At 62.4% G+C, this 25,389-nt stretch carries 25 protein-coding genes; 18 read left to right on the plus strand and 7 right to left on the minus strand.

Annotated elements, in window-relative coordinates:
- Positions 1-111: 111 nt before the first annotated feature.
- The 6 genes from NKI70_RS11070 to NKI70_RS11095 all read left to right on the plus strand — a co-directional run bounded on the left by NKI70_RS11070 (position 112) and on the right by NKI70_RS11095 (position 6,640).
- Complete coding sequence (locus NKI70_RS11070; protein WP_352724582.1) at positions 112-867, plus strand: phage terminase large subunit family protein; 756 nt, start codon at positions 112-114, stop codon at positions 865-867.
- Between the two features lie 82 nt (positions 868-949).
- Entirely contained in the window at positions 950-2,041 is a 1,092-nt protein-coding gene (locus NKI70_RS11075) for a methyltransferase (RefSeq protein WP_352724583.1), read from the plus strand.
- 116 nt (positions 2,042-2,157) lie between these two features.
- Positions 2,158-2,751, plus strand: coding sequence for a hypothetical protein (locus NKI70_RS11080; RefSeq protein WP_352724584.1), 594 nt, complete (start codon positions 2,158-2,160; stop codon positions 2,749-2,751).
- A gap of 488 nt (positions 2,752-3,239) precedes the next feature.
- Positions 3,240-4,403, plus strand: coding sequence for an acyltransferase family protein (locus tag NKI70_RS11085; RefSeq protein ID WP_352699836.1), 1,164 nt, complete (start codon positions 3,240-3,242; stop codon positions 4,401-4,403).
- Positions 4,404-4,586: 183 nt separating this feature from the next.
- Complete coding sequence (locus tag NKI70_RS11090) at positions 4,587-6,320, plus strand: portal protein (RefSeq protein ID WP_352699838.1); 1,734 nt, start codon at positions 4,587-4,589, stop codon at positions 6,318-6,320.
- Entirely contained in the window at positions 6,317-6,640 is a 324-nt protein-coding gene (locus tag NKI70_RS11095; RefSeq protein ID WP_352699840.1) for a Bbp19 family protein, read from the plus strand. Before NKI70_RS11090 ends, NKI70_RS11095 begins: the two co-directional genes overlap by 4 nt.
- A 222-nt stretch (positions 6,641-6,862) precedes the next feature.
- Here the strand turns inward: NKI70_RS11095 and NKI70_RS11100 are convergent, their stop codons facing one another.
- The 3 genes from NKI70_RS11100 to NKI70_RS11110 all read right to left on the minus strand — a co-directional run bounded on the left by NKI70_RS11100 (position 6,863) and on the right by NKI70_RS11110 (position 7,971).
- Positions 6,863-7,183: a YMGG-like glycine zipper-containing protein gene (locus NKI70_RS11100; RefSeq protein ID WP_352472074.1), complete on the minus strand. Its 321-nt coding sequence runs from the start codon at positions 7,181-7,183 to the stop codon at positions 6,863-6,865.
- 193 nt (positions 7,184-7,376) lie between these two features.
- The gene (locus NKI70_RS11105; protein WP_352541138.1) at positions 7,377-7,778 is read right to left on the minus strand and encodes a type II toxin-antitoxin system HicB family antitoxin; all 402 of its coding nucleotides are present in this window, start codon (positions 7,776-7,778) and stop codon (positions 7,377-7,379) included.
- Between the two features lie 4 nt (positions 7,779-7,782).
- Positions 7,783-7,971, minus strand: a complete 189-nt coding sequence (locus tag NKI70_RS11110) for a type II toxin-antitoxin system HicA family toxin (RefSeq protein WP_352699843.1) — start codon at positions 7,969-7,971, stop codon at positions 7,783-7,785.
- A 110-nt stretch (positions 7,972-8,081) separates the two neighbouring features.
- Between NKI70_RS11110 and NKI70_RS11115 the strand changes: the two genes are divergently transcribed.
- The 9 genes from NKI70_RS11115 to NKI70_RS11155 all read left to right on the plus strand — a co-directional run bounded on the left by NKI70_RS11115 (position 8,082) and on the right by NKI70_RS11155 (position 16,774).
- Positions 8,082-8,654 carry a hypothetical protein gene (locus tag NKI70_RS11115; RefSeq protein WP_352699845.1) on the plus strand — a complete coding sequence of 191 codons (573 nt, stop codon included), beginning with the start codon at positions 8,082-8,084 and terminating at the stop codon, positions 8,652-8,654.
- Positions 8,655-8,872: 218 nt separating this feature from the next.
- Complete coding sequence (locus NKI70_RS11120) at positions 8,873-9,781, plus strand: hypothetical protein (RefSeq protein WP_352594191.1); 909 nt, start codon at positions 8,873-8,875, stop codon at positions 9,779-9,781.
- Positions 9,782-9,804: 23 nt separating this feature from the next.
- Complete coding sequence (locus NKI70_RS11125) at positions 9,805-10,794, plus strand: Coat protein (RefSeq protein ID WP_352724585.1); 990 nt, start codon at positions 9,805-9,807, stop codon at positions 10,792-10,794.
- A 211-nt stretch (positions 10,795-11,005) separates the two neighbouring features.
- Entirely contained in the window at positions 11,006-11,251 is a 246-nt protein-coding gene (locus NKI70_RS11130) for a hypothetical protein (RefSeq protein ID WP_352724586.1), read from the plus strand.
- A gap of 283 nt (positions 11,252-11,534) precedes the next feature.
- Positions 11,535-12,137, plus strand: coding sequence for a phage connector family protein (locus tag NKI70_RS11135; RefSeq protein WP_352724587.1), 603 nt, complete (start codon positions 11,535-11,537; stop codon positions 12,135-12,137).
- Entirely contained in the window at positions 12,134-14,587 is a 2,454-nt protein-coding gene (locus NKI70_RS11140) for a phage tail protein (RefSeq protein ID WP_352724588.1), read from the plus strand. Before NKI70_RS11135 ends, NKI70_RS11140 begins: the two co-directional genes overlap by 4 nt.
- Before the next feature lie 215 nt (positions 14,588-14,802).
- Complete coding sequence (locus NKI70_RS11145; RefSeq protein WP_352724590.1) at positions 14,803-15,471, plus strand: hypothetical protein; 669 nt, start codon at positions 14,803-14,805, stop codon at positions 15,469-15,471.
- A 2-nt stretch (positions 15,472-15,473) separates the two neighbouring features.
- A complete protein-coding gene (locus tag NKI70_RS11150; protein ID WP_352724591.1) occupies positions 15,474-15,965 on the plus strand; it encodes a hypothetical protein in 492 nt (163 codons plus the stop codon).
- Complete coding sequence (locus NKI70_RS11155; protein WP_352724592.1) at positions 15,965-16,774, plus strand: hypothetical protein; 810 nt, start codon at positions 15,965-15,967, stop codon at positions 16,772-16,774. The genes NKI70_RS11150 and NKI70_RS11155 overlap by 1 nt, the downstream gene beginning before the upstream one ends.
- 34 nt (positions 16,775-16,808) lie before the next feature.
- Here the strand turns inward: NKI70_RS11155 and NKI70_RS11160 are convergent, their stop codons facing one another.
- Positions 16,809-17,327: a hypothetical protein gene (locus NKI70_RS11160; protein ID WP_352699859.1), complete on the minus strand. Its 519-nt coding sequence runs from the start codon at positions 17,325-17,327 to the stop codon at positions 16,809-16,811.
- Between the two features lie 75 nt (positions 17,328-17,402).
- Positions 17,403-17,864, minus strand: coding sequence for a hypothetical protein (locus NKI70_RS11165; protein ID WP_352724593.1), 462 nt, complete (start codon positions 17,862-17,864; stop codon positions 17,403-17,405).
- Positions 17,865-18,712: 848 nt separating this feature from the next.
- Between NKI70_RS11165 and NKI70_RS11170 the strand changes: the two genes are divergently transcribed.
- Complete coding sequence (locus NKI70_RS11170) at positions 18,713-18,910, plus strand: hypothetical protein (protein WP_352699863.1); 198 nt, start codon at positions 18,713-18,715, stop codon at positions 18,908-18,910.
- Positions 18,911-19,925: 1,015 nt separating this feature from the next.
- Here NKI70_RS11170 and NKI70_RS11175 read toward each other — a convergent pair.
- Positions 19,926-20,765, minus strand: coding sequence for an ATP-dependent DNA ligase (locus NKI70_RS11175; RefSeq protein WP_502896285.1), 840 nt, complete (start codon positions 20,763-20,765; stop codon positions 19,926-19,928).
- A 111-nt stretch (positions 20,766-20,876) separates the two neighbouring features.
- Positions 20,877-21,089 carry a KTSC domain-containing protein gene (locus NKI70_RS11180; RefSeq protein WP_254820486.1) on the minus strand — a complete coding sequence of 71 codons (213 nt, stop codon included), beginning with the start codon at positions 21,087-21,089 and terminating at the stop codon, positions 20,877-20,879.
- Between the two features lie 588 nt (positions 21,090-21,677).
- On the opposite strand from NKI70_RS11180, the gene NKI70_RS11185 reads away from it, so the two are divergent.
- Together NKI70_RS11185 and NKI70_RS11190 are read left to right on the plus strand one after the other, a co-directional pair.
- Positions 21,678-22,028, plus strand: coding sequence for a hypothetical protein (locus NKI70_RS11185; RefSeq protein ID WP_352724594.1), 351 nt, complete (start codon positions 21,678-21,680; stop codon positions 22,026-22,028).
- A gap of 157 nt (positions 22,029-22,185) precedes the next feature.
- A complete protein-coding gene (locus NKI70_RS11190) occupies positions 22,186-25,389 on the plus strand; it encodes an SGNH/GDSL hydrolase family protein (RefSeq protein ID WP_352724595.1) in 3,204 nt (1,067 codons plus the stop codon).

Raw genomic sequence — 25,389 nt, forward strand, 5'->3', positions numbered from 1 at the left:
CTTTTCGACCGGCTCCGTGGCAGGTGTTCCGAGCGATGCAAACGGAGCTGCGAGGCGGGGCGTTGGAGCGCGCACCTGCCACCACGATTCACTGCCGCGAGGGTGAGAACAATGACCCGTCACGTCACCTTCATGACCATCGACGATGCCGAACATTATACGCCGCAGCAGCGCGCCGAGATCATTGCCGCCTATCCGGCGCATGAGCGCGAGGCGCGGGCCAAGGGCATTCCGGTGCTCGGCTCCGGCCGCATCTTTCCGGTGGCCGAGGAGCTGATCGCCTGCGAGCCGTTCCCGCTGCCGCGCTACTGGCCAAGGCTCGGCGCGCTCGATTTCGGCTGGGACCATCCCTCGGCGGCGGTCGAGCTTGCCTGGGATACGGAGGCCGATGTCGTCTATGTCACGAAAGCCTGCCGCGCTTCGCAGCAGACGCCCGCCATGCAGGCGCTGACGCTGAAACCGTGGGGCGAATGGCTGCCATGGGCATGGCCGCGCGACGGCCGCCGCGAGACGCTGGAAGGTGCCGGCATCGCCCTTGCCAGGCAATATTCGGCACGTGGGCTGAACATGCTCGCCAGCCATGCTCAGTTCGCCGACGGTTCCGTATCGGTCGAGGCCGGGCTGATGGACATGCTGGACCGCATGCAATCAGGCCGCTTCAAGGTGTTCTCGACGCTTTTGCCCTGGTTCGAGGAATTCCGGCTCTACCACCGCAGGGACGGCCAGGTGGTGAAGCTGCGCGACGATTTGATGGCGGCGACACGCTACGGCGTGATGATGCTGAGGGAGGCGGCAGTCGACCCGGCGGTGTTCAAGGCCGCGCGGCGAAAGGCCGGGCAGGCCGATCCGCTGGGGGCGTTTCGGTGAGGAAAATCGGGGAGGGAGGCAATGCGCTCCGGCTCCGATTGGAAAACTGTAGTGAACGTCCGTGGACGTGGTGTAGCATCGAATGATCCCGCTCAAGGGACGCATCGGCGTGGCCTCACGGGGGCATTCGCCGATAGGGGAGGATCAGATGCAAAACGGAATTTCTCCAGACCACATACTGCAAATTGGCTTTGGGTTCTGGCCAGCCAAGACATTGTTGAGCGCCGTGGAACTGGGACTCTTCTCGCTGCTTGCGGACGGCCCCAAAACGGGCCTCGAACTGCAAGGCGCGATGGGGCTGCATCCGCGCGCAACGTATGATTTTCTCGACACCCTCGTCGCGCTCGGATTGCTGCAGAGGGACGGCGCCGGCGAAACCGGCAAATACGGCAATACGCCATCGACCGCGCTGTTCCTGGTCAAGCGGAGCCCCCAATACATCGGTGGAATCCTTGAGATGGCGAACGCACGACTGTATCGGTTCTGGGGCGATCTCACACCGGCATTGCAAACCGGAAAGCCTCAAAACGAGATCAAGGAGACAGGCAAGTCGATGTTCGGCGAGCTCTATGCGGACCCGGCGCGCCTGGAGCAGTTCATGGACGCGATGAGCGGCATCTCCATGGGCAATTTCACGGCGTTTGCCGAGAAATTCGACTTTTCCAAATATAAGACGCTGGCCGATATAGGCGGCGCAACCGGGCAGCTTTCGGCCATCGTCGCGGCGCGGCATCCGCACATGCAATGCCGGACGTGCGATCTCGCCGATGTGCAGCCGATCGCCGAACGGCGCTTGAGGGAGCGCAATCTCGGCGGCCGGGTCATCGCCGAGACGATCGACTTCTTCGCGGACGAATTCCCCAAGGCGGACATCATCACGATGGGAATGATCCTTCACGACTGGAATCTCGAGAACAAGAAAATGCTGATCGCCAAGGCCTATCGTGCATTGCCGACCGGCGGCGCGTTGGTCGCCATCGAGAACATCATCGACGATGAACGCAGGCAAAACGGCTTCGGTCTCATGATGTCGCTGAACATGCTGATCGAATTTGGCGAGGCGTTTGACTTCACCGGCGCCCAGTTCACCGAGTGGTGCAAAGAGGCAGGGTTTAGTCGCTGCGAGATTATTCCGTTGGCGGGACCTGCAAGCGCAGCAGTGGCTTACAAATAGAGGCTTGGCACCCAGTTCGCTGGCTCGGTCGAGGCCGGGCTGATTGAAATGCTGGACCGCATGCAAGGTCGACCGCCGCCTTCTAGCGCCGCAGTGGACGGTAAGGTTCGCCGAGCATGACAATCCGCATCATTCCCGCCACGCTGCGCGATCTCTCCTACATCGCTGCCAACCTCCGGCCCGAGGACCGGGCCGAGATCGACTGCCAGTTCGACGACTGGTCGCCGGCGCTGCTGGCGTTGACGGCGCTGCAGGGTTTTGCCTATGTCGCCGAGCTAAACGGCAATCCGGAGGCCGGCTTCGGCGCTGCCGAACAGCGGAGCGGACTTTGGATCGCCTGGAGCTGGGGCACGCGTCGCATGAGGCGCTGCGTGCCTGGCATTACGGAATTCTTTCATGCCGTGCTCGGGCCTGAAGTTGCGGCGCGCGGCGCCTGGCGGGTCGAGGCGCGAGCGCTGGCCGCCAATCAACTGGCGCTGCGCTGGCTTGCCCGGCTGGGTGCAACGCAACGCTGCCGCCTGCCGGGCTATGGCCGGAACGGCGAGGATTTTCTGCTCTACGACTGGACAAGAGCCTCTCACTTTGGAGAAAACCATGTGCCTCTTCCAAAAACCGCCGGCGCTGAAGCCGTTGCCGCCGACGCCGACCATTGCCGACAAGGACGTGCAGGCGCGCGAAGCCGCTTTGCGGGCCCAGCTTGCGGCCAATGACGGCACCGCCGGAACCGTGAAGACCGATTTGTCGCCCAGTGAGCTCACCGGCCAGCGCCGCGTGCTGCTGGGGGTGTGACATGGGCGCCATGAGAAGAGTGTTCCGCAACCGGGTGCTGGCGTGGTGGTACTGGCGGCGGCATGCGCGGTTGGTGAAGAAGAGAGGCGGGATGAGGGCTCTTCCTTCTCCCCTTGTGGGAGAAGGTGGATCGGTGCGGCAGCGCCGAGCCGGATGAGGGGTGCTGGAAGGAATGAGGCGAAAAAACCTTTAGCGATTTGAAGAGCTTACCTCTGCAAAATAGCGATCGGTCCAACACCCCTCATCCGACCGAGCTTCGCTCGGCCACCTTCTCCCACAAGGGGAGAAGGTCAAGGCAGCTTCCGCCTTTTCCGTAACAGCACAGCGCAAATCGTGTTCCTTCCGCACGGTTGACATTCCTCCCTCAGCCGCCATGCTGCATTGCAACATGGCAATCGAGGAGTTCGGCATGACAGAAGCCCGGTCATCGCGCATCGAGTGCCTGGACGGGCTTCGGGCGCTTGCCGCGATCTGGGTGCTCATCGGGCACTGCTTGTTGTTGACCGGCTGGCAGATTCCTGTTCTTGGCGAACCGGATCTCGGCGTCGATCTGTTCATCATGCTGTCCGGCTTCCTGATGGTGTTCCACTACCAGCTGCGACAGGACAAGGAGCCCTGGCAAAGGCCGGAAACCTGGCTGAAATTCTGGACCCGCCGCTATTTCAGGATAGCGCCGCTGTTCTACATCATGCTGTTCGTTGCCCTGGCGCTTGGCCCCTATCTCTACGGGTCGAGAATGGTCATCGACGAGTTCCTGCTGCGGTCGCCGCAGGCGCCCGAGCGTTATCTCGACAGCGGCCTGAAGAATATCGGCGCCCATCTGCTGTTCCTGTTCGGCCTGGTGCCGAATTTCGCCTATCGCACGCCGCTGCCGGACTGGAGCCTGGGCTTGGAGATGCAGTTCTACGCACTGTTTCCGGCCATCATGCTGCTGGTCCGCAGGCTTGACTGGCTATGGGCGGCCATGCTGGTCGCGGCGACCGGCAGCGCGATGGTGTTCTTGATGGGGCAGTTGTCGGTGCATTTTCCGATGCCGTCGTTCCTGCCGCTGAAGATGCAGATTTTCCTGTGCGGGATGCTGCTGGCGGGCGTCGTCCATCAAAGGCAGAAGCGGCCCTTCGTGCATCTGGCATTGGCCATGCTGCTGGCGGCGCTGCCGTTCGGCGGCGGCTATGGGCTGAGCAAGCTGTTGATGCGCGAAGCGCTCGTCCTGGGGTTCTTTGCCTTGGTTCTCTACCGCATGCTGCCGGGAATGGCGGGTATCGTGGCCAGAAACATCGCCATGATGCTCGCCAACAGGTTCTTTCATTTGATGGGTGAGCTTTCCTTCAGCATCTATCTGATCCATCTGCTGGTTCTCCAGCCGGTTGCGGCTCTGGTCATCACCCAGTTCGGCCACGAGCTGTCGGCGCCGCTGCGCTTCGCGATCGTCACTGTCGTCGTCTTGCCAGTGGTGTGCCTGCTGTCCTGGATCACCTACATGCTGATCGAAGTACCCGGCCAGAAGATGGGCCGTTTCGTGGTGCAGCGCTTTGGGCGGAGCCCGGCGCTGGAGACGACGCCGGCGGAATAAGGCGCTTCCAATCTCCCCCTTGAGGGGGAGATGTCGCCGAAGGCGACAGAGGGGGTCGCCGATCCACGCGAGACGACCCCCTCTGTCCTACCGGACATCTCCCCCTCGAGGGGGGAGATCGGCAGCCTCGGCGTCCCGCCATTTCTTTCTTTTCCCCATTGAGTTCATCAAGCGAGGCTGACCATGAGCGATTCCCGTGCCCGCGATATCCTGGCGCGACAGGCTGAACTGGAGAGCGAGCGCAGCCAGTATGAGCATGTCTGGGAGGCGGTGTCCGAATTCTGCGATCCCGACGCGCCCGATATGTGGAGTGGCCGCCGCCAGGCCGGCGTCGATTCGCAGGCTGAGCGGCAGGAGCGGCGCGGTGCGCGCGTCTACGCCAACACCATCAACTCGGCCGCCAACCGGCTGGCCGCGGGGCTGGAAAGCCTGATCATTCCGCAGTCGGAGAAATGGCATGGGTTGTCGACTGCAGCCATCAACGACGAGGAGACCGACGAGGAAAAGGAATGGGCGGAAGCGCTGCGCGACTTCCTGTTCTCGCTGCGCTATTCCGCCAATTCCAATTTCGTGCCGGCAACGCAGGCTTGCCTGCGCAATGTCGTGCGCTACGGCCCGGCCTATCTCTATGCCGAGGAAGGTTTTGGCGGCACGCTGATCCGCTATGCCTCGATCCCTGTGGTCGAAGGCTATCTCTCACGCAACCGCTGGGGCCAGGTCGACATCTTCCACCGCCGCTACGAGCGCACGGCGCGGCAGGCGGCGCAATTGCTCGGCTACGACAGACTGCCGGCGCGGATCAAGATTCTGGTCGACGACCCCGTCAAATGCGAGACGAAAATCTCGCTGATCCAGTGCGTCCAGCCGCGCGACGAGCGCAAGATGTACAGTCTGAGCGGCTCCTACCAGTATCTCGATACGGCGTTCGCTTCCTATCACGTGATCGAGGACGAGGAGGCGATCGTCAGGGAAAGCGGGTTTCGCTCGTTCCCGGTGTCGTGCTTCAACTGGCGCCGCTACGAAGGCGATCCGTACGGCATCTCGCCGACCATCGAGGCACTGACGACGGTGCGCGAAGAGAACGCGGTGCGGCGCTCCGGCCTTCGCGCGCTGCAGCAGATCACCGATCCGGCGACCGCCTCCAAGGCCAGGCTCGACTATGTGCCGGTGCTCAATCCCGGCGAGAACTATCCCGGCCTCATCGACGATGCCGGCCGGCCGCTGATCGCGCCGATCGCCACCGGCCAGAACCCGACCTATGCGTTCAATTATGCCGACAGCCGGGCCGAGGAGATCCGCGACATGATGTTCGTCAACCTGTTCCAGACGCTGGTGCAGAACCCGCAGATGACGGCGACCGAAGCCTTGATCCGGCAGGAGGAGAAGGGCGCGCTGCTCGGGCCGTCCGGTTCGATCATCCAGGCCGGCTTTGCCAGCAATCTCGACCGCGAGCTGGGTATTCTGGAAGACAAGGGACTTTACGAGGAAGACAGCCGCTTCCTGCCACCCGCGAGCCTCGCCGGCAAGGCGCTGCGGCCGACCTTCACCGGTCCGCTCGACGTGCTGCGCCGCTCGGCCGAGGCGCGCGACACCATCCAGGTGGTCACCACAGCCATGCAGATGGCGCAGTTCGACCCCGGCGTGATGGACAATATCGACGGCGACGAGGCGCTGAAGATCGTGCAGGGCGCCGGCCGCAGCCCGCAGCGCATTTTTCGCCGCCAGGACGAGGTGGCCGGCATCCGCGATGCCAGAGCCAAGGCTCAAGCTGAACAGGCCGGCATGGCGGCGATGGCTGCCGCCGGCAAGGTCGCCAGGGATGCCGTGCCGGCGGCAGTGCAGGCGCGCGACGGCGGCCTGCTCGACGGGCTGATGCCGCAGGCTGTGCAAGATGCTTCGGGCGGGCAGGGCGCATGAGCGGCAAACGCTTCGCCCATTCCAGCCAGGCCGGCGGCCCGGCCAAGGCGCGGGATGCGCTGGCCAAGGCCTATCTCAGGGTGTTCTCGGGCCAGGACGGCGAGATCGTGCTGGCCGACCTGGCGGCCGCAACCGGCTATTACCGCCGCCCGTCCTATGGCGAGTGGTTGGCCAAGACCAAGACGCCGAACGGCTTCGAGCTGCACAGCGCGCTCAGCAATGCGCGGGCCGAAGTGGTGCAGCATATTATGGGGTTCCTGACACTGGACGAGGCGCAGTTGGCTGCGCTGGAGAAGGCGGCGAGGGCGGAGGGGAGGTAGGATAAGGTCCGAAAGGCGCGAGGCGCCCCCCTCTGGCCTGCCGGCCATCTCCCCCTCCAGGGGGGAGATCAGCAGCTTCGCCCTAGCCGCCAATCCTGCAACGTTGGTGATTGGCGGAAGCAGACAAGATACCCAATCTCCCCCCTTGAGGGGGAGATGGCCGGCAGGCCAGAGGGGGGTGCTGTCCCGCCGGCCTTGTCGTGATTTGCAGCCCGCGCCGGCTCAATAATCGCCGTTATAATACCGGTCGTCGCAGGGGGCGGTGTAGATGCGGCCGCTGGTGCGGTCCTGATAGCGGCAAAGCTGTTCGCCGGGCGGCGGCTGCGGCGTGGTGGCGTTGCCGACGACGGCGCCCAGCAGGGCGCCGGCTCCGGCACCGATGACCGTGCTCTTGGTGTTGCCGCCGATCGCCTGGCCGGCGAGCGCGCCGGCGCCGGCGCCGAGCAGCGCGCCGGTGCTGGTTCTCTGCTGTGCTTCGGTCTGCGCACAGCCTGCCAATGCGGCGGTCACGAGCATGGCGGCAATGGCTCTGGACATGGTCATCGTCTGGTACTCCCTTGAAACCTATGAACTAATACACGGGGCGATTTTGCCAAGTGCGGTCGCATTTGCGGCGGAACATAGGCACCGTGCCTCACGAAATAAGACATGGTTGTTTTGTCTGACGGCCTGATCCGCAAAGAAAGTAACCGAACAAGACCCAAAGAGCTTCATCTCCAGTCGACCTTCGAGAGCCCTACGCTGCCTCGATCTGCATTACCTTCTTCGCCGCAGCGGCCAGAAATCCGGATCGGCTGTAGCCGTGGCGCTCCGCATATCGGTCAATCTGATCGAGGACATCTTCCGGAATGGTGACGTTGACACGCACGACCTTCGCAGCTTCAGCTTTCAAGGGAACCAGGATGGCGACACCGCTCAGATTGTCCTTGTCCGACATCACTTCCTCCAGGGATGACGGCTCGGGAATGGCCTCGCCATCCTCGACCAGCCCCTCGACATGAAAGGCCAGTGCTTCCCCGGCCATGGCACGGGCATCATCCAGGTTGACGCCGGCTGTCACCAGGCCCGGAAAATCGGGAAAGGAGACGCCGAAGTCGCTGTCCGCTTGCTTGTGGATCAATCCGATATAGTTCCGCATTTCTCTACCTCAGCTTCACGCCGGATTGTTTTTCAATACTCTTGAGAGTGCCGATCGGGATGTCGCGCTTGGGATGCGGAACTGTCACCCGGCCCGGCCTGGATTTGTGCTTGAACTGGGCGTGACTTCCTTTTCGAGCCACTTCGTACCAGCCATCCGCCAACAGCCTGTGGATGACATCGGCGCTCTTCATGTTGTGTATAGATACACATAACTGATCCAAATGTCCATGCGCTTTTGCCGCTGTTGCGTGCGGCGGCCCAGCCGACCCCGTTTTCAATTCCGCAAGAATGGAGATACCAAATGACCCGAGGTCTTGCCCGGACGCTTTCGCGTGCCGCCGCCAGAGAAGCCGGCCTTGCCCCACCCAGGGCAGGGCTGATAGCCAGGACGACCGGACAGGGCGGCGCCTACCGCACCGCCTTTTCGTTCAATGCCATGCCGGTGCCGGTCACCGATGCGCAGGGCTTTGCCAGCCAGAAGCTCTTCGACTTTCTCGATGGCAAGGTGCGGATCAAGGGCGGCACGGCAAGACTGCAGTTCGCCGTGCTGACGCCGCGCGCCTCGACCATCAACGACAATGCCGCGCTGACCTGGTCGCTCGGCTCGGCGGCAGCGTCGAGCGCTGTGCTTGCCGGCACCATGGTGAACGTGCTGGCCGCGACCGGACGTACGCTGGATGGCGCGGGTGCCGCGCCGTCGAGCGCGTCGATTGCCGATGTTGCCGCAGCCTTGACGCTCGACGGCACCGTGACGCCGGTCGACCTCTATCTCAACCTGGCGTTTGCGACCGGCACCGATATCGACGCCGACGGCACGCTGGCGGTGTCGGGCACCATCACGCTGCTCTGGGAGAACTGGGGCGATAATGCGTAGGCGCTAATCTCCCCCCTTGAGGGGGAGATGTTGCCGAAGGCGACAGAGGGGGTCGGTTCGACCGGGCGCGACGCCCGGCGACAGATGAGGTCGGCGCTCCACGCGCGGCTACCCCCTCTGGCCTGCCGGCCATCTCCCCCTCGAGGGGGGAGATACCAAGCTTCGCCGCCAGTGCTCTCATCACCGGCCTTTAATTCTGTAACAAAAGGAATCTTCTCATGACAGATCTGGCAGACGCCGGGTCCGTGGTGGCGGCGCCACCGGCGGGCAACCTTGCACGGCCACCGGCCAACGGGGACAGCGGGTCCGCCCCGCCTGCGGCCACAAGCTGGTTTGACGGTCTCTCCGAAGGCAACCGCAAGCTTGCTGAAACCAAGGGCTGGACCAAGCCTGACAGCCTCGATCGGGTTTTCAACTCCTATGCGGAGCTGGAGCGGCAGCAGGGCGAGAGCCTGCGCGTTCCGGCAGCCGATGCAGCCGCGGAAGACTGGGACAGGTTCCACGCCCGGCTGCCCGAGGCGATGCGTCCGCTGACCTCGCCCGACAAGGTCGAGTACAGGCGCCCCGACGGGCTTCCCGAAAACTTCGCGTATTCGGACGAGCTCGCCAATGCGTCCAAGGCCTGGGCAGTCGAGGCAGGTGCTACCCCGAAGGTCGCACAGGCCTATCACGACCGCTTCGTCGGCTACATGGCCGAGCAGGCCAAGGCACAGCAAATCGCTGTTGCCCGCTCGGTCGAGACGACCCACGACGACCTCGTCAGGGATTGGGGACCGACCGGCAGCGATGGCTTTCGCCAGAAGCTCGAGGTCGCCAACCGGGCGATGAAAAAGCTCGGACTGGTCAATGCCTACAAGGCGAAGGGCATCCTTCTGCCGGACGGTGCCTTGACCGACCCGCAGATCGCCAAGGCGTTCCACGCCATCGGCGAGGCGATGTTCCGCGAAGACACGATCGACGGCAATGCTGCCTTGAGCGGAGGCAATCCCTTCAAGCGCAATGCCGCCGGCGAGCGCAACCTGACTGGCATCTCAGCCCTGGTCAAAAGCGACCCCGCCCGCGCCCGGCGGCTGGCACGCGAGGCCGGCGAAAATCCCGACCTGTGGATGCCCAACAATCCTCTTTAACCCAAACCTGAAGGAAGACAAAAATGGCAGACGCCTATACCCGTATCGCGGACGCGATCGTTCCGTCCGTCTATGCGCAATACTCGTTCGAGGAGCACGTCCAGTCGCTGGAGATTTACCAGGCCGGGATCCTGTTTTCCGAACCGTCGATCGCCTCGAAGCTCAGCCTGGGCGGACGTTCCGTCGACATGCCCGGCTGGAAGGACCTCGGCAACGATCCGTCCGAGCCGGTCAATGACGACCCGGCCGACTCGATCGAAATGAAGAAGATCGGCGCGCGCCGCGAAGTCGCGGCCCGCAATGTGCGTGCGCAGGCCTGGGGCATCCCGGATCTGACCTCGATCCTTGCCGGCGACGATCCGCAGAAGCTTATCGTGCGCCGCCAGACCGACTACTGGCAGCGCGCCAACAAGCTGACGCTGCTGGGCATACTGAAAGGCGTGCTGGCCGACAACATTGCCAATGACGCAGGCGACCTGGTGCGCATCACCGGTGCTTCCATCGTCGACACCGACATCATCGAGGCCGCCTATTTGATGGGCGACCGCGCCGACAAGTTCAAGACGATCTGGATGCACTCGAAGCAGATGAAGGCGCTGAAGCTCGCCGACCTCATCGACTATGTGCCGTCGTCCGAGCAGGGCGGGCCGCTGATCCCCTATTACATGGGGCTCAGGGCCGTCGTCGACGACGACATTCCGGTTGCCAGCGGCGTCTACACGGCGTTCATGTTCAAGGACAAGGCAATCCTGTGGAACGAACTGCCGGTCAACACCGAAGGCGGCCCGCTCGAGTTCGACCGCAAGCCGCGGCAGGGCCATGGCGGTGGTGTCACCGAAATGGTCGGCCGCCGGCATTTCGTGCCGCATGTGCCGGGCACCCGCTTTCTCGACGCGTCCTCGGCCGGCGAATTCGCCACCGATGCCGAGCTGGCACTGGCGGCAAACTGGGACCGCACGGCGTCTAGCGTCAAGCACATGACGTTCATCGCGCTGAAGACGACCGAGGCCTGATCGGGCTGGAAGGGGGCAGGAGTGAAGAACTCCCGCCCCTTCGGGACGCCAGGTCGGCCGATGTGGCGAACCCCAAGTTCACCCACTGCGCTGCACCAGAGTGCGACTTTTGGCGTTCACCACATTATTCGTGTTGCCCTTCGGTCAATCGACGGCACCAAACAGTTACAAGAAAGGGCGATGCTGCCTTGTCTTGGTAAGGGAGGTCACCATGAACATGAAGTACAAAACAGTTCAGGAAGTGCTCCGAAAAGCGGGCATTGTCATGAGCAAGAAGGGGGAAGTTCATCGCATAAACTTCTTCAGCGGCCTGGAAGACACCGCCTACTACACGCCAAGTCTTCAGGGCGCCCTGGACAGGGGCTTGGCTTTGGCGGGAGGTGCCGGAAGGGTGAAAGCAAGCGTCTTTGCCAAGTCAGCTGAAACAGGGATCTCGACCAGCGCACGCATCGGCTGACACAATTCATGCAAGACATCGCCGCGATGCGCGGCGGTGTCGTGAACCGCAATAGCCGAAGCATTGCTTCCTTGCTTCGAACGGAAAAGAGACGGATCACGCAGCGCCTGCAACCCGTGTCCTGACGGGCGGTTGGCGTTGTGACGCTCGATGCACGAGACGTGCAACGTTCTGCCCAAGCCACAAATCACAAAAAATCCCCAGCCGCTTCGAAGCGGCTTTTTGCCGTGGAGGCACCATGCCCCGTTTTCTCCGACCAACCATACAGACAGAGGCCTGAGCCATGGCCATCACCCCGCTCGACATCGCCAACATGGCGCTCGCCGTGCTCGACGAGGCGCCGATCGAAAGCCTCGACCAGGACGCCAAGGCGGCACGCCTGCTCAATCTGCATTTCGACCTGACCCGCGAGGCCGAATTGACCAAGCACGCCTTTGTCTTCGCCATCCTGGCGGCCTCGGTCGCCGGCTTCGACACCGGCAGCGGCGCTGGCACGCTGAACTTCGCCTATGAGCTTCCCGCCGATTGCCTGCGGCCCTTGCCGCTGACAGGGAATGGCGAGCCGGATGGCGTTCCGCTCTCATGGCGGCAGGAGGCCGGGCTGATCTATTCGGATCAGGCCGGACCGCGCGTCATCCGCTATGTCGCCAATCTGACCGATCCCAACGACTGGGACGCGCTGTTCAGCGAAGTGCTGATGGCGGCGCTCGCCATCAAGATCGCCCATCCGTTGACCCACAAGGCCAGCATGATCGACGTCGCCCGTAGCGCCTATGACAGGGCGCTGGACGCCGCCTATTCAGCCAATGCCATCCAGCGCGGCGGCAGATTTTCCACGACGTCCTGGGCTTTCCAGCGCGGCGACAGCCGGTTCGTCGGCCGATGACCACGCTCTATCCGGTCCAGGATGCTTTCATCCGCGGCGAGATTTCTCCCCGCTTGCATGCTCGCGCCTCGCTCGACCTTTACCGGGCGGCGCTGTCGAAATGCACGAACTTCGTCACGCTGCCGCATGGCGGCATCAGGAAACGCGGCGGCACGTATTTTTGCGCGCAGGTGAAGGCTCCGTCAAAGGCGACACGGCTGATCCCGTTCATCTTCTCGGCCGATCAGGCCTATGCGCTCGAATTCGGCGATCTCTACATCCGCGTCTATGCCTATGGCGCGCGCGTCGGCACGATCGAAGTCGTTTCGCCTTATCCCGAGGCCGATCTGTTCGACCTGCAATTCGTCCAGTCGGCAGACCAGATGTGGATCACCCACAAGGATCATCCGGTCAAAGTGCTGACGCGCACTGCGCACACGACCTGGACGCTGGCCGATTTCGTCTTTCTCGACGGCCCTTACGACAAGATCAACACCACGGCCACGACGCTAACGCCGGCCGCAACCGGCAACGCCATGCCGGTCATGGTCGCGAATACGCTGCCAAGCGGCACGGTCAGCAACAGCAACGGCTCATCCGACGTGTGGCAGGTGTTCGATGGCGACAAGCAGAAGGGGGAGAACATAGCGGGCTTTCCGAGCGGGTATCTGCGCTACCAGTTCGGCGGCGGGGCCAAGACGGTCGACGCCTACTGGATTACCGCCACGAATGATCACTCAGACACTGCATCGCCGACCCAGTGGCAATTCCAGGCCTCGCACAACGGCACCGACTGGACGACGCTCGACAGCCGGGACGGAGAGACCGGCTGGTCCAAGTCGGAAACCCGCTTCTTCGACGGCTTCAACAACACGGTTGCCTACGAATATTATCAGCTGCTGTTTTCAGGTGGCGGCAGCGACGGAACCGCTATCGCCGAACTGGCCCTGCACGAATACGCGCCGTCGCAAACGCCGTTCGATCTTTCAGCCTCCTCGATCGTCGGCATCAACGACGGCATCGGCTTCCAGACCAGCGATATCGGCCGCGCCATTCGTCTGCTTGGCGCGGATGGCTTCTGGCGCTGGGCCAAGATCGTTGCCCGGACCAGCACCACGGTGGTCACGGTCCAGTTGTACGGGCATGCTCTGCCCGATCTCAGCCCGATCATCCGCTGGCGTCTCGGCACGTTCGTGCCCGGCAAGTACGTCCAGAGCGGTTCGCTTTACGAGGAGCGCCTGGCGTTCAGCCGAAAATTCTCGGTCTATGCCTCGCAAACCGGCGATTTCGACAACTTCGCCACCGGTGAGAAAGACACCGACGCGCTGGAATTCGTGCAGGCAGGTGGCGGCCAGGCCAATGACATTACGTGGGTGGCGGAATCGGACGGCGCGCTGATCATCGGAACGCTTGGCGGGGTGAGGGCGCTGTCGGGTTCCGGCATCGACGAGGCGCTGACGCCGTCCTCGTTCAAGAACCGCCGGTCGCGGACTTTCGGTTGTGCCCCGCTGCGTCCCGTCGATGCGGGGCAGTCGTTCCTCTATGTCACCCGCTCCCGCAAATCGATCGCCGAGCTGACGCAAAACGCCACCGGCCGCTTCACCTCCGACGATGTCGGTCAGATATCGGAGCACATTCCCAAGAAAGGCGTCGTCGAACTCGCCTTCCAGACCGACCCCGATCCGCTGCTGTGGTTCCCGCTCGGGGATGGCGAACTCGGTGGCTACACGCACCAGCCGTCGCAGGACGTTCGCGGCATGCATATCCACCAGATCGCCGGAAGCTTCGCAGGATCGAACTGGGCCGTTGTCGAAAGCGCCGTGGTGACGCCCGGCCAGGACGGCAACGACGATCTCTGGCTGATCGTCAAGCGCACGATCGGCGGCGTGACCAGGCGCTATATCGAAATAAAGACCGCGCCGTTCGAGTATGGCGGGATCGGCGATGCATTCGAAGTCGACTGCGGCCTGAGCTATGGTGGCGTCGCTGTGGGCACGGTCTCAGGGCTTGATCATCTCAACGGCGAAACAGCCGACGTCCTGGCCGATGGCAAGGTCTACCAGGGCCTTGCTGTGGCCGCTGGCGCGGTCTCGCTGCCCGGTGGGGCTATGGCAGCCAAATGGCAGGTCGGGCTCGGCTACCAGTCCGAAGCCAACACGCTGGAGCTCGATGTCGGCGGCCGCGACGGATCGATTGTCGGGCGGCGCAAGAAGGTGGCCAAGCTCATTCTTTCGCTGCTGGAAACCGACACAACCGGGCTTCAGGTCCAGTCGTTCATCCGCGGCCGCTGGGAGCAGGTTCGCATCCCGTCCGTGGTTGCACCCGACGGCATGGCGAAATTGTTCACCGGCAATGTCGAGGTGCCGATCGACGATAGCTGGGAAGGGCAGGGGCGGGTGAAGATCCGCCACGTCAATCCAACGCCCTGCACGATCAGGGTGATGACACCGGTGTTCGACGCCGAGCCGTAGAAACTGCTGATCTCCCCCCTCGAGGGGGAGATGTCGCCGAAGGCGACAGAGGGGGTCGGTTCGTCCTGACGCGGCCTCCTATCGCCTCCATCGCGGGGGAAGAACGCCGGCGCTCCACGCGAGACGACCCCCTCTGGCCTACCGGCCATCTCCCCCTCGAGGGGGGAGATCACCCGCTCCGTCTTCCATCGCTTCCCCAACCAAGGAACCCACCAGTGACCCCAACCCATGCCGAGCAACTCGGCAGGGCGCGGACGGCTGCCGATTTCGCTGCCATCCGCGCCTTGCTCGACACCGACCTCAACGATGCGATCGCCCGCAAGGGCGAGCTGGAAACGGAAAAGTTTCACGCGATCTTCGGCGCCGGCAATTTGACGGCGGCGCGTGCCGCATTGGACGACTGCAACGCTGAAATCGCGCTGATCGAGAAAACCATCGAGAACGCGGACGAGCGCCGCGTTGGCGCCCCCCTGGACGAACCCCCCGCCGAAGCCGTCGCCGCCACGCCGGCGCCCGGCGACGAGGTCAGGACAAAGGCCGAGGCTCTCGGCGAGCGCTGGCGCACGGTCCACTGGCTGATCGAACAGCTGCGCCAGGAGCTGTTCGCGGCCGATGCCTTGAGCCGCGCCGTCACCGCCGCCAACGGCCTTTTCGATGCCGACGGCGCCGTCGGCCTGAAGGTCAACCTGACCACCATCCGGCGCACCGCCATGGCCGGCCCGCGGGCCGCCGCGCCGTCGCGTCTCAGCCGCCCGGCGATCCAGGCCGACCGGCTGCTTTTGTCCTTCCTCAGCCCGGGCGGCGTGCTCGACCGGCGCCCTGCGATCGGCGCGCCGGTCGACGGCATCAAAAGCAAATTCATTCCCGCCGGCGAACGAGGCTGACCATGTGCACACTAGCTCTTATCGGTACGGCGCTTTCGGTCGGCGGCGCGCTGGCGGAAGGCCAGCAATCGAAGCAAATGGCCGAGTACCAGGCCAAGGCCTATGAACAGCAGGCGCGGGCCGACGCCCAAAGCTCGGCCTTCGAGCAGGGCCAGGAGCGCCACAAGCAGGATCTGCTGCAGGCGCAGGCGCGTGTCCAGGCCGGCGCTTCGGGCGTCGCCATTTCTGGTTCGCCGACCGAGGTGCTGGCGGCCAATGCCAGGCAGGGCCAGCTCGACCTCAAGGCGATCCAGTACGGCTCGCAGCTGCGCCAGAACGGTCTCGCAACGCAGGCGGCGATCGCGCGCTTTTCCGGCAGGCAGGCGGTGGGCGCCTCGATCTTCAAGGCCGGCGGCAATCTCGTGTCCGGCATCTCCAGCCTCTACGACCCGGCCAAGGCGGTGACGTTCGGCAGAAGCGCCTTCCCGCCGTCGCCGGGTGGGGGCCTCTACTGATGGCCACCATCCCGCTCCAGCTTGCCCAGCGCCGGCTCGATACCGGCACTGTGGCCTCATATCCCAACGGCTCGCCGGTGGGCGCCGCCGTGCAAGGCTTTGGCGACGAGCTGTCGGCGATTGCCGAACGCTTCCGGCAGCAGAAGCAGCAGCAGGATGCGTTCGACGCCGACATTATCGGCCGCGAGCTGAACGCACGCATCGCCCACGCCGAGGCCGTGGCGGTGCAGACCGCACCGGCTGACGGCGGCGGCCTGCACGACTTCATGTATGGCCAGCTCGATCCGCGCAGCGACGGCGTTGTCAAGCCCGGCCTGTTCGACCAGATCTTCGACGACACCGCGGCGAAAGTACCGGAGGGCGAACGCGCCAATTTCCTCGCCCAAAAGCAGGCTCTGCGGCTCGCCGGCTCGGCGCGCATGGCCGCCCAGCAGCACGCGCGGCGCCAGACCTATGAACAGGCCGAGTGGAGCAAGGTCGAGGACGGCTACACGAGCGCCATCGCGCAGGGGGACCCGAACGATACCGGCACGTTCGAGGCGATCAGGCGGAGCGGGCTCGAGCTGATCGGCAAGATGGGCAACCCGCTTGCCCGGCAAGCCGCCGAGGCTGCATGGCGCAGCAACACGGCAAAGGCGCTTGCCCAGGCGATGATCGCGCGGGACCCGAAGCGCGCTGCGGAGGTGCTGGGGACTGGGCCGGGTGCCGGCCGGTTGGCCGACCTCACTCCTGACGAGAGGCAAGCGTTGGTCCGACAGGCTCACGCAGCGGCGGTACGGGTGGCCGAGGTGCCGGCCGGTATCCAATAGTTCCCTCGAAGCCGAACCGCGCCTTGGCTTCAGATTAGCGCCAAGGGCCGTCTCCCCTCCGGTTAACTGGAGGCGGGTTGAAATTCCCAGTTTGCTCGTCAAAACCGCAGGAGTGGCATTTCCAATGAGTTCTTCCGTTGTACGTTCCGGTGTTGTGCAGCAGCGATTTGACGCCCTTGTTATAACAATTGGCACATATCTTATGAGGCGGTTCGCCGTTCTCCATGCCGCTCTTCAGGCGGTACATCAAAATACCGGGTGGCAGTTCTTCAAGCTGATAACGCTGTTTCTCAGCTTCCCATGTTTCGAAGCGTCGCACTTGTGCTTCAAGCTCGCTTACGCTGCCGGCCAGCGTCGCATAAGCTGTCTGCGCTGTCATGATCCTGTCCTGCAAATCCATGACAGCGTTATTCCGAATGTTCGCGGCGTCCATCTCCTTAAGAGCCTTCGCCAAATCGAACATGGTCTTAAAAGCGGCTATACCCGCAAAGACTTCGCCCACCATCGCCATACCCCAAGAATCGAGAGATGAGGAGCATACTTCTTTTTTCATACTTTTAGCAGTCGGCGTCTTTTGTTTAGGCGATACCGACTCACCCGAAGATGATGAGGCTAGACAATCGGCCGGCTAATTCCTCGGCAGGCTGTGGATCTCAAGCCTGACCGGTCCGCCTCGATCGCAACTCGTGCAGAAGAGCGCTCGTTCCACGGTGCTGAACAGCGCATCTTTTCCATATCGCCGGATGAGACTCGCGGGCTTTACTTCGGCATGATGCGAACAGTTTTTGCACCATGCTCTCAGGGTATGCCATTCGCGTAGATCGCCAAGGGAGGCATCGAGGCCGGCGTGGACACTGCCGTCGACTATAGTCTGGGACTCAACCTTCGTCTCGCCGGGTGTTATGATCCTCTCCATTACATGCCGGCCGTTGTAATGAATGAGCAGCATTCCGGGCCGCCGGCGGATAGCTGCCTGCCATGCGGCTTGGCTGACCACCGAATCCGGCGACCGCCCGATGGTCTCGACCAGCCGTTTTTCATCGCGGTCCCAAACCTCGATCCGGAAATTGTCCTCTGCTGTTTTTGCCATAGCTTCGCCGGCCAGCGCTTCTGGCGCCTCGCCACCATTCCTCCCTGCTCAGATGAAAGAGGAATAAGGAATGTTTTCCTCTCAGGTCAAGAGGCCCTTGACCCTATCGTTCGCTTTTTGTTCACGTTGGCAAATCGAGCGAAATCAGGGAGCCGATTCATGCGAGCACCGCGGCGACGGCAAGGTCTCTCTGAGGAAATGATGATTACCCCGCCAAGGCGACAGGGCGAATACGCTAATTGCTTTTCACAAGAAACTCGCGGCTGTGAATCGCGGGCATAGAAGTGATATTCTATATTTTCATGATCTGTTCTCGTATCGGGAGGCATATGAAGGTGGTCATCTGACTCAGCGAAAAGGATTCGCGCCCATGACCCTGCTTCAAATCGCCTACGCAATGCTTGCCGTTTCGTATATCGTCGCCGTTTTGGCGCTGGCGGTGGGACATTGATGAGTACTAATCCGTTTGTCGGGGTTATCTTCTTCGGCTTGTCGGCCAAGCAACCGAGCTGGAGAGCGGCCTTTTGGAGTGAAACGGCGGCTTCTAAAAAGCGGCGCACGTAGCCGCGAAACTGCGTCAATATTGATAGTGTAGGGCGCAGTCTCCTAGGCGCAGCCCCAGAGCTAAGTCGGAATCGGCTAGATGCGCTAGCGGAAAGGTCAGGGCCACAAGGGCGCACGTGACGGTAAATTGACAATCTGAAAGCGCGAATGCTCGCCCGACGGGCCCTAAACGACAACAATAAGCAAAGGGAAATGCCAAAGGTCGAGGCGCAGATGGCCATTGCGCGCGAGGATGCGCTTGGACCGATCTTGACGATCGCCAGACCTGCGCCAGAATCATGACGATGAACGACCCGGCCTGTGACGCCCGGAACTGCCTCAACCTCATTCGCATGGTCATCGAGGAGAAGTGCCCGCCCGGCGTGCTGCCGAGCGAGGAGGCCGTATTGGGACTTTACGGTCCCTTGCCTATCCATGAGGCCGAAGCCCTTGCAAAGGCAATCATCGATACTGTCGAGAGGCTGACCCGCGACGCAAAATGAGCAAGAATGTACGCCTTCTCACCCCGACTATCGCCACTGAATGCGATCGCCGCTTGAGCGGTGACTAGATGCATTACTCCTCCTAGCAAGTAACACCGCCCCCGCACGACATAGAACTATGAGCAGCTTGGCAAGCTGCCTGTCGACTTGTGTACAAGACGCCGCCGTCGCCATAGTCATCTGGACAGAGGTTCTGAGTTCTATTTACGACGATACAGTCGTCATGGCCGGAGCTCTGGCTCATGCAATAGCCCCAGTGATCTTCCTGGGCCATAAGTGTATCTTTCTTTTGATCCGCATCTTCAGCGAGCGCGGTAAAGGAAAATATAACGGCAGCGGCTAAAATAGAATAACGTACTTCCATGTCATCCCCCTATCGACACTAGTTTGTTCTCCATGCCACCCAAGTAGCGGTAGCAGCTACCCGGGCAAAATAAGTAGCATAGTGTGCGTCCTCCGAATACAAGTTCCTCTCTGATCGCCCCGCGTCTCGCAGCAGCGCCGCGGGAGGCCGCCACTCGCAGATTCCGGGTCTGCGCAACTCGGCGGCCCAGTCTTGCGAGATATCTAGGTTTAGGCGTTGCGGATTAGCAGCCTGTTATTTTTTGGCAATTGGCGTATTTCGGATCACCGCTCTGCATTCGTCGGCAAGCCTCCTCCCTACTCCCTCCGCCATCCCCAATTCTTGTCCAAGGGAAGACGCACACGCCAGCCCCAGTGGTCCAACGACATTGCAAGAAGGTGCCATTTGCCCCTAGCTCTCCACAGATTTGGATGTCCTCTGCAAAGGCTGGTCGCCCGAAAACTAGAACGGTGCTGAGTAGTATTCCGCTGACAAGCAGGTTTACCGAAATCTTCATGAGTCCCCCCTCTCAAGATTACGAAGAACATCATATCAGGCCGCTTGCAATTAGATAGGCCTCACGTGTCGACGCGCGGCTCGACAGGAGTGGTAAGGTATTGGCCGGCCAATCGCCGCTCCTCGAACTTGCCAGATTGACGCGGCAAGCTTGGATCACTCATCGACCCAGAAATCCTGCAGCGAAGCGTGCCGAAGGTCTTCCTCGCCCCTGAGATGTTTGACGCGGGCTTTGATCCCCGGCTTCACCCATTGCGTTGCCGGCCGCTTTGGCATGTTCTTTGGCGGTGGGCCGGCATGTTCCTGGACCCGCTTCCACAGCCGCTCGCGCATTTCACGATTGACGCTGACGAAAGCGCTGCCGACATATTTGCGCGTGCCGGGCTCGGCCATCAGGGCGAAAGCCGGTTTGCCGCGCTCGCGTTCAACGCCGAGCAATTCGTATTCGCCAGTTGTGTAGCACTTGGTTTTCAGCCAGTTGTTGGTGGGGCCGCTGACATACTTGCTCTCTATTCGCTTAGACACCATGCCCTCTAGGCCGGCCTTGTCTACCAAATGATAGATCGCGTTTGCCTCGCCTGGCAGCGCCTCGCTGAATTGAATACGGCCACCGGCCTCTATCACGCCGGCGAGGATTTCGCGTCGCTCCTCCAGCGCCATGTCGCGTAAATCATGGCCGTTGAGGTGCAGCAGATCGAAGGCGACGAAATAGAGATCGTGCTGGCGCCGGGTGATCGCCTTGCGCAACTCGGCAAAGTCCGACAGGCCTTTGTCATTGAGGACGATGATTTCACCGTCGATGATGGCGCTCTGGACGTCCATCTCTTTGGCTGCCGCAGCCAGGTCGCGGTATTTCGATGTCCAGTCTAGGCCATGCCGGGTGAAGATTCGCGCGCGGCCGGCGTCGATGATGATCTGGGAGCGGTAGCCGTCGAACTTGACCTCGTGACTCCATCCGACGCCCTGGGGCGGCTTCGCTACCAGAGTAGGCATCATCGGAGGGATGAACTCTAGACCTCCGGCAGTCGGTCCCTTTATCACGACTAGGGTCTAGGTCTTGGTATCTCGTAACGCATCCCTCGAACGGGGGATGATCGTCAAAGGTAGTCACCCGTCGTCGGTAGCGACAAGCCGGTAGCGGAAGTGGTTGCGAATGTGATCGTTAAAGTAGCGGCCCTTGGCGAAGGCCGCTTTGAACGCAGCATAGGTCTCCGGCGGCACGCCCTCAAACTCGTACCGTTTGCCACTGGCCACGAACCAAATCGAAAGGATTCTGTTCTCCGGATCGTATTCCGTCTTGCGTATCGACGTGGATGGCATCACCGCGCTCGACCAAAAAGCTATCAATGGTCAAGAAGGCGGTCGCGTTCCCTAGATGCTCCTCGCTAAGTCTTCGGCGCGCCACAGCGTCCCTTGAGGACTGCAATTTCGGTTTCGTGGTCGCCGCCTGAAAGAGAAGAGACGGGTATGCCTATGAGAAATACGCCCAAGGCATCGCCGCTCGCAGCTTTGTTTTGCTGATTTGATATGACGGCCAAACGCTCTCTGTCAGCCTGCGTGCAAGGGCCGGCATTCGGAACTCCTGCAATCTTGTCGGGGGGCGTGGCGCACCCTACCAAGCCGGCCAAAATCGAGACTAGAAGACCTAGTCGCTTCATAGTGCACCCCCGTTATGCTTGCCCACCGGCAACATCAACTAGTGCAACATGACGCGCAAGCCCGCCGAGGACATCTTTTCCGAAGTTCGAGGAACGCATGCTGATTTTCTGCTTACCGCGGTCTGATTGTGGTCACGAAGCTGGCTTATGGCCTGATAGCCGCAGAGCGGTCCCAGTCGGTGGTGCCTTCTGGATCGTCTCCCATTTCAGATGAAGGATTGACCTGTTGCGCACGGACTCTTTTTCGACCATGGCAAGGATCGTTTTTCTGCTCACCTTGGCCGGCGTTCTCCTGCTCGCGCTTTCGCCGGTGCGCTTCCTGCAGGAGTTGGACATGGGCTTTACCTTCCAGCATGACAAGCTCAACCACGCCGCGGCGTTCGCGGTGTTGGCGGCGCTCGGAAGCCTCGGCTGGCCGGAACACAAGACGAGGCTGGTCGTGCTCCTGGCTCTTACCGGCGCGGCGATCGAGCTGCTTCAAGGCGCGCAGCTGATCGCGCGCGATATGGATATCCTTGACTGGGTCGCCGACTGCGCCGGCATGGCCTGTGGGCTGGCCGCAATGGGCGGGACAAGAAGGCTCATCGGCGGGCTGCTATAGCCCTGGAGCGCGCTGCTCACTATCCGCAAAATCGTCCGTGAATACACCGGCTGCGCCGAATAGCGCGGTGTCCGGCCGCGTAGCTTAGCTTTCCCACACCAGCACCGAACCCTTACAGCCTCGCTTATGCGGGGCTTTTTTCATGGAGCAAGCCCTCATGTCCCGACCTGCAACTGCCGCCGTTCGTCTCCTGACCGGCGAACGCGAACCCGTGCGCCTCGCGACCACGGCCGACATCCTCCTGCACGGCCTGCAGGCCATCGACGGCGTGCCGGCCGAAATCGGCGACCGCGTGCTGGTCAAGGACCAGGCCGACCCGACGCAGAACGGCATCTACACCGCGAGCGAAGGCGAATGGTTCCGCGCCGCCGACGCCCGTTCTACGCGCACCCTGCAGAAGGGCACGACGGTCCATACCCAGATCGGATCGGACAATGCGGACCGCGTGTTCGAGTTCACGGCCGACGAGCCGGCCGTCGGCGCCGATGCCATCACCATCGCCGCATCCGTTCCGCCCGACATCGCGGACGTGGTCGAAGAGGTCGAAGCGCTGCGCGATGAAACCCAGGCGCTGAAGGATGCTGCCGCCGCCAGCGCCGGCCAGGCATCCGCCAGTGCCGCCGCTTCCGCCGCGAATGCCGGCCAAACCACTGCCGACCGGGCTGCCACCAATTTCGATGCTGTCGCGGCCGCGGCGGCCGTCATCAGCGCTCAGGCCGCACGCGACGCTTCGCTCTACGGCAAGGGCATTTTCCCGACGACTGCGGCGGCAATCGGCTTCGGCGTCGTCGGCAACGGTGCGATCACGGCGGGCTCGGGCGGCGCCAACGGCACGTTCGACCTGGCGTTTACTGGCGGGACCGGTTCGGGCGCCGCCGGCCGCTTCATAGTGGCGGGCGGGGCGCTGACGCAGATACTGATCACGGCGCCGGGCTCCTACACGGTGGCGCCGACGTTCAGTTTTGCAGCCTCGGCAGGGCTCGCCGGCGCCGCCGCCGCGGCGGTGCTGGGCAGGAATGTCGATGTCGGCGAGTATTTCTGGACCGAAGTTTCGACTGGTGTGCTTGGGCTGTACAATGTCACGGCCGGGCCTGTGGCGGCCGATACGGGCGTTCGCGCGGCAACGGCGGAAATTGCCCTGATCAGCTCAAGGATCGTCGGACCCGTTCCGATCACGGGTTCCGTCGGCGGCACGGTGATTACGAACGACAGCGTCTATTTTTGGCCTGGATCGCTGTCGACGGTCGATGAATATCTGTCGACCTTGGAGCTTGGATTTGGCATCGTGCCGGGGACAGCCCACATCGTTATTGCCCACGTCGAGGGCGACGGGACGCTTAGCCTGGTTTCCGACCAGACAATGTCCGTTCCAGCCGGCCCGTCGTCTGTTGTTTCAGGGCTTTCGATCCTGAAGCCTGCCGGCAGCGTCATGGGCCTCCAGCGCACTGGCGCTGGTAGCTGGTACTACACTGCCGGGGCAATTCCGAACGGCGAAGTCGAGTGGTTCACGGCGGCGGTTCCGGCCTCGCACACTGCCAAGACTATAGGCGCTGTAAATGGTCCGCAGTGGAAGGCGACCTTCACCGGCGAAGTCGCCGTCAAGGCGCGTGCTGCCTATACCACAGCAAACGGTCTCGTTTCCGCTGTCGGCGTTAGCCAGGAAATCGGCTGGCCGACGCTGGTCAACACGGGGTCGGACGTTCCGGGCAGCTACAGCGTCATCATGCAGACGCCAGCGCCGGCCGACGGCCATATTACAGCGGTCGACGTTGGCGCTGGCGCTGGCGCCGGCGCTGCGCTCATTCATGTAGTGGACTATCTCGGCGGGTTGGTGGTCAATGTCCTAAGCACATATACGGTGACGCTGGTCAACGGGGTCGCTCATATCCCGCTGGGTATCCCAATCCCAGCCGGCAAATATCCGGCGATCAGCGGTGGCGCCTACAAATTTCAAAACAACGTCAACCCGCAAGGCATCCCGGCATGGATCAAATCAGGCGCGCTGTCGAATGGCGCGACCGTAGCATCGTCCGCCCAGCATCGGTACGAGGTCCGCTTTACGATCAAGACCGGTCTGCTCGCCGATGCCGACCGGGCCTTGACCGGCGGCGCCAGCAATACCGGCATGAACCTGCTAGCTGACGCCGATCCGAACGGCGTCGTCGATGCGACCGCGCTGTTTGCGTCCGCGGCGAGCGCTCATCCCAATCCCTATGTGCCGCCTGGAAATTTCGCCTTGACGGCCATTCCCGCATCTGGCGACGGTTTTTGGGGACCTGGCAAGCCGGCCGTCAACAGTAAGCGCTTCTTCATTCCGCGCCGGCCGTCGCTGCAAAATCTCTATGACGGCTTTCGCGCGACGATGGCCGAACACATCGCCAACAACGATGTGCTCTGCCTGATCGCCGATAGCATCGGCCATTGGGCGCTTGCCAGCGACGGGCCGAAACACTGGTTCAACCTGGTTACGCGTTTTGCCAATATCGGCATTGCCGACGATGAACCGGGCATGACTGCTTTGCGGCCAAGCTCTACCTATCTTCCGACTTTCTATGGCGTCACCGTCGCCGGGAGCGTGTTGACAGGGTCGCGCGGGCCGATCGGCGAGAGCATCATCCTCGCCGCCGGCGCGTCCTTGGCGTTTACCGGCACCTATGAACAGGTCGACGTCCACTACACTCAGGACGCCGGCCAGGGGTCGCTTGCCTTTGTCTTCAACGGCGGCGCGGCGTACAAAACCGTCAACTGCGCGGGCGCCCTGGCGCTTGATCAGTATTCGGGGCCTTCGCTCACCGGGCAGGCGGCAAGCGGCAATTACACTCTTACGGCTGTCGGCGGTCCTGTCGAGATTACCGGGCTCATCAGGCTTGGCGTCAAGGCGGCCGGCTCGCGTCCGCGCCTGCGCACCTTGCGCGCGGCACACGGCAGCTATGCCTTCTCGTCATTCAACACCGCGCGTCTTACATCGGCCGCCGCTCAATGCGGCTACGCCGGCGGCAAGATCGTGCCCATCCTGGCGCTCGGCATCAATGACAGCTTTGGCACGCCGCCGGCCACGATATCGGCAAACATCGCAACAATCATCAACACGTTGGAAGCGGCCGCTGCACCGCGTATCCTTGTGATGCCGCCGACGCGGCCGTCAGCCGCATGGGATGCAAGCTACACGGGCGGTCGGACCTATGATGCCGCCCTTGGCGCAATCCGTCAGACCTATCGATCGCGCAATATGCTGACCATCCCGATCGACGGCTTCGACTACATCAATTCGGGAAACTATCAAGAGGGCTTGCATTTCAACGATGCCGGCCATGACGGCAATGCGCTGCGCTTCATCGAACAAGTCGCGGAAAGGGGATAA

Origin of the sequence: Mesorhizobium sp. M0500, from assembly GCF_040321165.1 — a bacterium.
Classification (GTDB): Bacteria; Pseudomonadota; Alphaproteobacteria; order Rhizobiales; family Rhizobiaceae; genus Mesorhizobium.